Below are 9,513 nucleotides of genomic sequence, written 5' to 3'. Positions count from 1 at the left end.
GCCCGGGGCCGAAGGAATGCGGCAGCAACTCGGCCAGCGTCGACACCAGCGGCGTGCCCTCGACCCCGTGCGAGACGATGGCGACGTCCGGTTCGGCGAATTCGCGGATGCGCTGGCGGCAGCCGCCGCAGGGCGTGACCGGCGCCCGCCCGGGGCCGGTGACGTAGATGCGCTGGATGCGCCGCCCGCCCCCCGCGATCATGGCGGCGATGGCGGCGGCCTCGGCGCAGTTGCCCTGCGGATAGGCGGCGTTCTCGACATTGCAGCCGGCATAGATGCGGCCGTCGTCGGCGAGGATCGCGGCCCCGACGGGGAAGCCGGAGTACGGGGCGTAGGCGCGGGCCCGCACCGCCTCGGCCGCCGCGAACAGCTGCGTGTCGATGGCCAGCATCAGCGCTCCTTGACGTAGGGGATGCCGCCCGCCTTGGGCCCCACCGCCTTGCCGATGAAGCCGGCGAGCAGCACCACGGTGAGGATATAGGGCAGCGCCTGGATGAGCTGCACCGGCACCTCGCCGATGACCGGCAGCTCGCGCCCCTGCAGGCGGATCTGCAGCGCGTCGAGGAAGCCGAAGAGCAGGCAGGTGAACATCGCCGGCACCGGGCGCCATTTGGCGAAGATCAGCGCCGCGAGCGCGATGAAGCCGCGCCCGGCGGTCATGTTGTTGCCGAAGCCCGAGCCCTGCGCGATGGACAGGTAGGCGCCGGCGAAGCCGCACAGCAGGCCGGTGATCAGCACCGCCGAATAGCGCAGCCGCGCCACCGAGATGCCGGCGGTGTCGACGGCCTTGGGGTTCTCGCCGACCGCCCGCAGGCGCAGCCCGAAGCGGGTGCGGTAGAGCACGAAGGCGGTGACCGGCACGGCAAGGAAGGCGATGTAGACGAGCAGATAGTGGCCGGAGATGAGCTCCTGGTAGATGGGGCCGATGACGGGGATGCCGCCGAGTTCGTGGGCGAAGGGCAAGGTCACCGCCTCGAAGCGCTCGCCGGCGCCAAGGGCGGGAGTGCGGCCGCCCTGGCGGAACCACTGCTGGCCGAGGAAGGTGGTCATGCCCGCCGCGAGCATGTTGATGGCGACGCCAGCGATGAGCTGGTTGCCGCGCAGGGTGATGGCCGCCGCCCCCTGCAGCAGCGCCGTCAGGATGGAGATGGCAAGGCCGGCGGCCAGCCCCAGCCACATCGAGCCGGTGACGGCGGCGGCGGCGGCGGCGGCGAAGGCGGCCGCCAGCATCTTGCCCTCGAGGCCGATGTCGAAGACCCCCGAACGCTCGGAATAGAGGCCGGCGAGGCAGGCGAGCAGCAGCGGCGCCGAGAGGCGGACGGTGGCATCGAGCAGCGACAGGATTTCGCCCAGTTCCATGGCTCAGCCCTCGCCCTGCAGCGGACCGGCGGCAACCGCTTGCGGCGGCCGGCGCTCGGGCAGCAGCATCAAGACGCGCTGCAGCGGCGGGCGCAGCAGCCCTTCCATGGCGCCGGTGAACAGGATGACGAGCGCCTGGATGACGACGACCAGTTCGCGCGTGAGGCCGGGGACGACGTATTGCAGTTCGTTGCCGCCCTGGTAGAGCGCGCCGAACAGCAGCGCCGCGAGCCCGACCCCGATCGGGTGGTTGCGGCCCATCAGGGCGACGGCGATGCCCACGAAGCCCGCGTCGGCGACGAAATCGAGCGACAGGCGCGTCTGCACGCCCAGCACCTCGTTGACCGCCAGCATGGCGGCGAGCGCCCCCGAGATGGTCATCACGATCATGATGATGCGCGAGTTGGACATGCCGGCATAGCGCGACGCCGTCGGGCTGAAGCCGAGCGTGCGCATGGCGAAGCCGAAGCGGGTGTGGAAGATGAGCAGATAGCAGCCCACCAGCAGCACCAGGGCCAGGACGATGGTCAGGTTGACCGGCGTGTTGGCGAAGAAGGGCAGGAAGTCGCCGAGCTTGGGGATGCGCCCGCCCGGCGCGATGATGCGCGATTCCGGCCCCATGATGTGGGGCGGCTTGAACACGCGGTTGAGCATGTACACCATCAGCGCCGAGGCGATGAAGTTGAACATGATGGTGGTGATGACGACGTGGCTGCCGCGCTTGGCCTGCAGCCAGCCGGGAATGAACCCCCACAGGCCGCCGCAGGCGGCGGCGGCGACGATGGCCAGCGGCGCGACCAGCAGCCAGTGCGTCTGGTCGAGCGCCAGCGCCACGCCGGCGGCGCCGATGCCGGCGACATAGGCCTGGCCATTGCCGCCGATGTTGAACAGGCCGGCATGGGCGGCGACCGCCACGGCGAGGCCGGTAAAGACGAAATTGGTGCTGTAATAGAGGGTGTAGCCCAGGTTGTAGCCGGAGCCGAACGAGCCGGTGACGATGGCCCAGATGGCGGCCAGCGGGTCCTGCCCGATCATGAGCACGACGAGGCCGGAAACGGCGAAGGCCAGCACCAGGTTGAGCAGCGGCAGCAGGGCCACGTCGGCCCAGCGCGGCAGCGGCCGCAGCGTACTCATCGTGCCGCCTCCCCGACGACGCCGGCCATCAGCAGGCCGAGTTCGCCCTCGGTCGCCGTCGCCGGGTCGGCCTCGCCGACGATGCGCCCGTCGAACATGACGAGGATGCGGTCGGAGAGCGAGCGGATCTCGTCGAGTTCGACCGAGACGAGGAGGATGGCCTTGCCGGCGTCGCGCATCTTGATGATCTGGTTGTGGATGAACTCGATGGCGCCGATGTCGACGCCGCGGGTCGGCTGGCCGACGATGAGCACGTCGGGATCGTGCTCCATCTCGCGCGCGATGATGATCTTCTGCTGGTTGCCGCCGGAGAAATTCGCCGTCTTCAGCCGCGGGTTGGGCGGGCGGATGTCGTATTTCTCGATCTGCTCGACCGCCTCGCGGCGGGCAGCGGCGATGTCGAGCAGCCAGCCCTTGCCGTATTGCGCCTCGGTCTCGTAGCCGAGGATGGCATTCTCCCAGGCCTCGAACGCGGTCACCAGCCCCATGCGCTGGCGGTCCTCGGGGATGTGGCCGATATTGGCGAGCCGGGCCAGCCGGGCGCCGGCGTCGCCGCGCAGCGGCAGCTTCTCGCCCTTGATGCTGACCGTGCCGGCGGTGGGCACGCGCATGCCGCTCACCGCCTCGAGCAGCTCGGTCTGGCCGTTGCCGGCGACCCCGGCGATGCCGACGATCTCGCCGCCGCGCACGGCAAAGCTCACGCCCTTGACGCGCAGCACGCCCAGATCGTCCTTGACTTCGAGGCCGGCGACCTCGAGCAGCGGCTGCCGCGGCGAGGCGGGGCCCTTTTCGACCCTGAGCAGCACGCGCCGGCCGACCATCAGTTCGGCCAGCTGTTCGGGGCTGGTCTGGCTGGTCGCCAGCGTCTCGACCATGGCGCCCTGGCGCATCACCGAGACGTAGTCGGTGATGGCCATGATCTCGCGCAGCTTGTGGGTGATGAGGATGATGGTCTTGCCCTGCTCGCGCAGCACGCGCAGGACGCGGAACAGGTCGTCGGCCTCGGCCGGGGTAAGCACCCCGGTGGGCTCGTCGAGGATGAGGACGTCGGCGCCGCGATACAGGGCCTTGAGGATCTCGACGCGCTGCTGCTGGCCGACCGAGACATCCTCGATGGTGGCGTCGGGGTCGACGTCGAGCCGGTAGTCGGTGGACAGGCGCACCAGTTCCTGGCGGGCGCGTTCGACATTGCGACCGAGCAGCGCGCCGCCCTCGGCGCCGAGCACGACGTTCTCGAGCACGGTGAAATTGTCGACCAGCATGAAGTGCTGGTGCACCATGCCGATGCCGAGCGCCAGGGCGTGGCGGCTGTCGGCGATGTGCTGGACGGTGCCGTTGACGCGGATGGTGCCGCTGTCGGCGGTGTAGAAGCCGTAAAGGATCGACATCAGCGTCGACTTGCCGGCGCCGTTCTCGCCGACGATGCCGTGGATGGTGCCGCGCTTGACCCTGAGGTCGATGTCGCGGTTGGCGTGCACCGGCCCGAAGCTCTTGTTGATTTTCTCGAGCTCGATCGCCCACTGCGACGCGGCAGCGGGAGCAGCGGCCCCGGAGGGCCGCTGCAGGCTCGTGGCGCCGATGTCGGTCATGCCGCTCAGAGCGGGCAGGCGTTGTCGGTGTAGTAGTCGTGAACCTCGATCTTGCCGGCGATGACCTCGGCCTTGAGTTCCTCCACCTTGGCCTTCATCTCGTCGGTGATCAGGGCCTGGTTGTACTCGTCCAGGGCATAGCCGACGCCGTCGTCGGCGAGGCCGAGGTCCTTGCGGCCCGGCTGGAAGGTGGCGTCGTCGCCGGCGCTCTGGAACGAATTGTAGACGGCGTTGTCGACGCGCTTCAGCATCGAGGTCAGCACCGAGCCGGGGTGCAGGTAGTTCTGGTTGGAGTCGACGCCGATCGAGTACTTGCCGGCATCGGCCATGGCCTGCAGCACGCCGAGGCCCGAGCCGCCGGCGGCGGCGTAGACGACGTCGGCGCCGGCATCCATCTGCGCCTTGGCCAGTTCGCCCGCGGTGACCGGGTCATTCCAGGCGGCCGGGGTGGTGCCGGTATAGTTCTCGATGAGCTTGATCTCGGGGTTCACGGCACGCGCACCGTAGGCGTAGCCGCAATAGAAGCGGTGGATCAGCGGCACGTCCATGCCGCCGACGAAGCCGACAGTGCCGGTCTCGGACTTCATGGCCGCCAGCGCGCCGACGAGGAACGAACCGGTATGCTCGTCGAACATCAGCGACTGCACGTTGGGGGCGTCGACGACGGTGTCGATGACGACGAAGTTGGTGTCCGGGAACTCGGGGGCGAGCTTTTCGAGCGTCGCCTGCCACATGAAGCCGGCCATGACGATCGGGTTGGCGCCCTGGGAGGCGAAGCGGCGCAGCGCCTGCTCGCGCTGGGCGTCGTTCTGCAGCTCGACATCGACATAGGTGCCGCCGGTCTCGGCCTTCCAGCGCTCGGCGCCGTTATAGGCCGCCTCGTTGAAGGATTTGTCGAACTTGCCGCCGAGGTCGTAGATCACGGCGGGATCGGCCAAGGCGGCGCCTGCCAGCAGGGCGCTCACGGCGATGCCGGCGGCAAGGGCACCAAGATGCCTCGAAAATTTCGTCATTGGATCGTCTCCCTGGTGCGCGCGTGGCGACGGCACTATCTGCCGCCCTTCCAATCCCCGCGCGTTGCCCGGAATAAAATCGTGCAAACCGCCGCTCGGCAAGAGGCAAAGGAGGGTTGTTTGAACGTTTGGTCAAAAATCGGGGGCGCTATCAACAGCCTCAGCCAGAAGGCGCCATCGGGTCGACGGCGACGCCCATCGCCTCCCCGAAGCGGCGGAAGAAGCCGTCGATGACTTTCTGGGCGGAATTGCCGAGCAGCGCCTGGCCCAGCTTCATGATGCTGCCGTCGGCGCCGCCGACTGCGGTGAAGTGCAGTACCGTGTCGGCGCCCGCGTCCTCGATGACGACGTGGGCGGCGCCCTCGGCCTTGCCGAGCACGCCGCCGCGGCCGCGGCCGGACAGCGTGTAGCGGTGCGCCGGGATGACGTTGGACAGCGTCAGGTCGCCGCTGAACACCGGCTGCACGAGCCCCAGATTGACCTTGATCTCGAGCTCGAGGGCGTTGTCGCCGGCCCAGTCGATGCGCTTGCAGCCCGGGATCGCCGCCTTCAGCACCCCGGTATCGTTGAGGGCCGCCCACACGGCACCGCGCGGCGCGTGAAACAGGTATCGTCCGCCAAATTGCATCGTGCCGCCCCGTGCTGGTCGCCGGTGCAGCCTGCCCGGCGAAGCCGGCCGGCGCAAGCGCTTGTTCCGCCTCAATTCGTGCGTCTTTTTCGCACCATATCGGCAAAATAGTGCCGCGCCCGCCGGCGAGGAATTGTCACTGCTCCGGCGGCGCGGAATCATGGCACCACATAGTGGCGCGCAACGCACCCAGGGAAGCGAACGATGGCAACCGAAGTCATGGACAAGCCGCTGCAGTATCTCGACCGGGCGATGACCGCGATCCGCGATCTCGGCATCTGGCCCGAGCAGCAGGGCGAACAGCCGATCACCGGGCTGCTGGCCGAGATCACCCATCTCGACGAGACCAAGGTCATCCTCATCGGCCGCACCCTGACCCAGGCCAGCGCCTTCAACGAGGTGGTGCGCAGCCAGGTGGCGGCGATGACGGTGGGCGAGCGCTACGAGCAGATCACCAACGCCTTCAATTCCATCCGCGACGACGCCAAGGGCATGGTCGACCAGCTCGACGACGGCCGCCTCGACATGCTCGAGCGCGCCTCCAACGTGTGGATGAAGATCAGCCGCGGCGACATCGCCAGCCGCTTCGACAAGATCCGCGACACCTATCTCGAGGTGTCCAGGGAAACCAAGAACCAGGTCGAGCGCGAGCACACCATCCTCGAGGCGTATCGCGATTTCCGCGGCGCCCTGAAGCAGGCCGAGGTGATGGCGCTCGAACTGCTGCACGAGGCCGAAAAGATCCTCGACAAGCGCAAGGCCGACCTCAAGTCGGCGAGCGACGCCGTCGCCGCCTTCAAGGAGGGCACCCCAGCCGACCGCGCGCGGCTCGAAATGACGCGCGACGAGCGGCTGCGCGACCTGCAGAACGAGGAGCGCCGCTACCAGATCACCAAGGACCTCAGCGACAACCTGACCATCTCCTATTCCACCTCGGAAGTGGTGATGGCGCGGCTGATGCAGACGACCAACGCCAAGGAGCGAGTGTACCAGCAGGCGATCTCGTTCTTCTCCACCAACGAGACCGTGTTCACCGCCCTGTCGGCCTCGTTCACCGGGCTGTTCGGCCTGCACGAATCCACCGAGACGCTGAACGCCATGAAGGAGGGCATGTCGAAGAGCCTCGAAACGCTGGGCGAGATCGGCGACCAGGTCGGGGAGGCTGCCGTCAGGGCCGGCTACGGCCCGACCATCCGGGCCGACGCCGTCAAGAAGCTGGTCGACAGCGTCGTCAGCTTCCAGGAAAAGTCGCGCACCATCATCAACGAGATGCGCGACCAGGCGACGAAGAATTCGGCCGAGATCCGGGACGCGGTCGAGGACGGCAAGCGCCGGCTGGCGCAACTGGCTGCCGACGGCAACGCCCTGCTGCTCGAAACCGGCAAGGGCTGAGGGGACAGGTGGGCGGCACCGTTGATGCGGACGACCGTGCGACGATGAGCACCCAAGCGGCCGAGAAACCGCCCCTCGACGACGTCATGCTGGCGATGGACGTGGTCGACACGCTGCGCCACCGCGAGGACCTGGTCGAGCGCGAACTGTCGGGCGAGGCGCGCGAGACGCAGCTCATCGCCAAGTTGCGCCAGATCTATTCCGAACAGGGCATCGAGGTCAGCGACGCCATCCTCAAGGAGGGCGTCGCCGCGCTGGCGCAGAGCCGCTTCGTCTACACCCCGCCGCCGCCCAGCTTCCGGACCAGCCTCGCGCGGCTGTACGTGGGCCGGCGCAAGTGGGGGCCGGCCGCCTTCGCCGTCGCGCTGATGCTGGTCATCGGGCTGGGCGGCTATTTCCTGGCCTACAAGCCGTACCAGGCCAGCCAGGCGGAAGCGGCACGCATCGAGCTCAGCGAGAAGCTGCCGGCGCAGATGGACGCGCTCTACCAGTCGATCTTCACCGAGACCAAGGTGCAGCAGGCGGCGATCGAAGCCGAGGAGATGGTCAAGCGCGGCAAGGCGGCGGCGGCCGAAGGCGACCGCGCCGGGGCGCAGGCCGCCATCGCCGCGCTGAGCGGGCTGCGCGACCAGCTCAGGCAGGAATACAGCCTCAGGGTGGTGAACCGCGAGGGGGTGCAGTCGGGTTTCTGGAGCTTCCCCGAGATCAACACCGAGGCGACCAACTACTATCTCGTGGTGGAGGCGCTGGACCCGCAGGGCAAGGCGCTCAGCCTGCCGATCCTCAACGAGGAGAACGGCGCGACGGAAACCGTCGCCATGTGGGGCGTGCGCGTCCCCGAGCGGGTGTACCGCGCGGTCGAGGCGGACAAGCGGGACGACGGCATCATCCAGCACAACATCGTCGGCATCAAGCAATACGGCTTCCTCGACGTCGACTACACCATGCCGGTGCTGGGCGGCGCGGTGACGCGGTGGTGAGGCCATGACCCTGTCCGGACCCGAAGCGCTGCGCTCCCTCGACGAGGCCCTGCGCGACATCCGCCGCGAGGAGGACGAGATCGCCAAGCGCCTGGCGCGCAGCGCCGAACTGGTCGCCAAGATCCGCGAGACCGAGGGCGACCTGCTGAGGCAGCTCGCCGGCGTGCGGCTCGATCCGGCCACCCAGCGCCAGATCGTGGGCGAGCTTAGCCAGGCCGAAACCCGGGCCCGCGACATGCTCCGGCAGCATTCCGGCGTGTTGGCCGAGACCGAGGCGCAGCTCAAGGACGTCGACGGCAAGATCGCCGCACACGGCGCCGAGCGGGCGCAGCTGGTCAAGCGCGCCGCCGAGCTGCAGGCCCAGCTGAAGACGCTCGCCGACAAGATCGCCGGCGCAATGCGCGACGACGCCGCCTACGCCAGCGCCCGTGCCTCCGCCGAGCACCTGCGCCACGTCGCCGAGGAGGCGATGCGCAAGACGCTGCAGGCCGAAGCCGACCGCGAGCAGAAGGGGCGGCCGTACCGCGACGACCCGCTGTTCATGTATCTGTGGGAGACCGGGTACGGCACCAAGGCCTATCGCGCCAACAACCTCGTGCGCTGGCTCGACGGCATGGTCGCCGGCATCGTCGGCTACCCGGAGGCGCGGCCCAACTTCGCCATGCTCAACGAGATTCCGCTGAGGCTGCGCGAGCACGCCGAGCGGCAGGCGCAGATCGCGACGGCCGCCGAGGCCGAGGTGGTCGCGCTCGAGAAGGCGGCGATCGATGCCGGCGGCGGCAAGCCGATGCGCGAGGGCCTGGAAGCGGCCGAGGCCCGCATCGCCGAGATCGACGCGGCCGTCGTCGCGCTCGAGGACGAGCGCGACGACATCGCCCACAAGCAGCACGAACTGGCGCAGGGAAGCGACCCCGCCTTTTCCGACGCCGTGTCGGGGCTGGCCGAGGCGCTGCGCCGCGAGGACGTCAAGACGCTGCTGGCCCAGGCCCGCGAGACGCACACGGCGCAGGACGACACCATCGTCAAGCAGATCGACGATGCGCGCCTCAGGGCCCTCGAAGAGGAGAACGAGACGCGCGACCAGAAGGCCCGGCTCAGGATCCTCGCGGCGCGGCGGCGCGAACTCGAGGACATCCAGTACGAGTTCAAGAAGCAGGGCTACGACACGCCGCGCTCGACCTTCCGCGAGGACAACCTCGTGGGCGACGTGCTCACCGATTTCCTGCGCGGCGCCATCACCGCTGCCGGCTACTGGGAGATGTGGCGGCGCAGCCAGAGCTGGAGCGGCGGGCCCGGGCCATGGTCGGGCCGCGACGACGATGACGACGAGCGGCGCCGGCCGCGCCCGTGGTCCGAGGGCGGCGGCTTTTCCTGGCCCGACAGCAGCTTCGGCGGCGGCTCGCGCCCGACCGGGGGCG

Annotated in this window: 9 protein-coding genes; 3 read left to right on the top strand and 6 right to left on the bottom strand. The window is 68.9% G+C overall.

Annotation, left to right across the window (positions count from 1 at the left end; all coding sequences use genetic code 11):
* From VGD93_RS15430 to VGD93_RS15405, 6 genes are all read right to left on the bottom strand, one after another.
* The coding region (locus VGD93_RS15430) for a cytidine deaminase (RefSeq protein ID WP_395013055.1) at positions 1-391 on the bottom strand (391 nt) is incomplete at its 3' end.
* Positions 391-1,359 carry an ABC transporter permease gene (locus VGD93_RS15425; RefSeq protein WP_395013054.1) on the bottom strand — a complete coding sequence of 323 codons (969 nt, stop codon included), beginning with the start codon at positions 1,357-1,359 and terminating at the stop codon, positions 391-393. The genes VGD93_RS15425 and VGD93_RS15430, both read right to left, overlap by 1 nt.
* Positions 1,360-1,362: 3 nt before the next feature.
* Entirely contained in the window at positions 1,363-2,493 is a 1,131-nt protein-coding gene (locus tag VGD93_RS15420) for an ABC transporter permease (RefSeq protein WP_395013053.1), read from the bottom strand.
* Positions 2,490-4,082: an ABC transporter ATP-binding protein gene (locus VGD93_RS15415; protein WP_395013052.1), complete on the bottom strand. Its 1,593-nt coding sequence runs from the start codon at positions 4,080-4,082 to the stop codon at positions 2,490-2,492. The genes VGD93_RS15420 and VGD93_RS15415 overlap by 4 nt, the downstream gene beginning before the upstream one ends.
* Positions 4,083-4,087: 5 nt before the next feature.
* Complete coding sequence (locus VGD93_RS15410; RefSeq protein WP_395013051.1) at positions 4,088-5,095, bottom strand: BMP family lipoprotein; 1,008 nt, start codon at positions 5,093-5,095, stop codon at positions 4,088-4,090.
* Between the two features lie 160 nt (positions 5,096-5,255).
* Positions 5,256-5,723 (bottom strand): CoxG family protein, encoded by a 468-nt coding sequence (locus tag VGD93_RS15405; protein WP_395013050.1) that lies wholly within the window; start codon positions 5,721-5,723, stop codon positions 5,256-5,258.
* 204 nt (positions 5,724-5,927) lie between these two features.
* Between VGD93_RS15405 and VGD93_RS15400 the strand changes: the two genes are divergently transcribed.
* The 3 genes from VGD93_RS15400 to VGD93_RS15390 form a co-directional block, all read left to right on the top strand.
* Entirely contained in the window at positions 5,928-7,115 is a 1,188-nt protein-coding gene (locus VGD93_RS15400) for a cell surface protein (RefSeq protein ID WP_395013049.1), read from the top strand.
* Between the two features lie 44 nt (positions 7,116-7,159).
* Entirely contained in the window at positions 7,160-8,095 is a 936-nt protein-coding gene (locus VGD93_RS15395; RefSeq protein ID WP_395013048.1) for a DUF6384 family protein, read from the top strand.
* 4 nt (positions 8,096-8,099) lie between these two features.
* Positions 8,100-9,513, top strand: a 1,414-nt coding sequence (locus tag VGD93_RS15390) for a hypothetical protein (protein ID WP_395013047.1), incomplete at its 3' end; no start/stop codon positions are given.

This window comes from Devosia sp. (assembly GCF_036406155.1).
Taxonomy (GTDB): domain Bacteria; phylum Pseudomonadota; class Alphaproteobacteria; order Rhizobiales; family Devosiaceae; genus Devosia_A.
The sequence above is the reverse complement of the archived record's forward strand: the minus strand, read 5'-3'. Positions and strand labels throughout refer to the sequence as shown.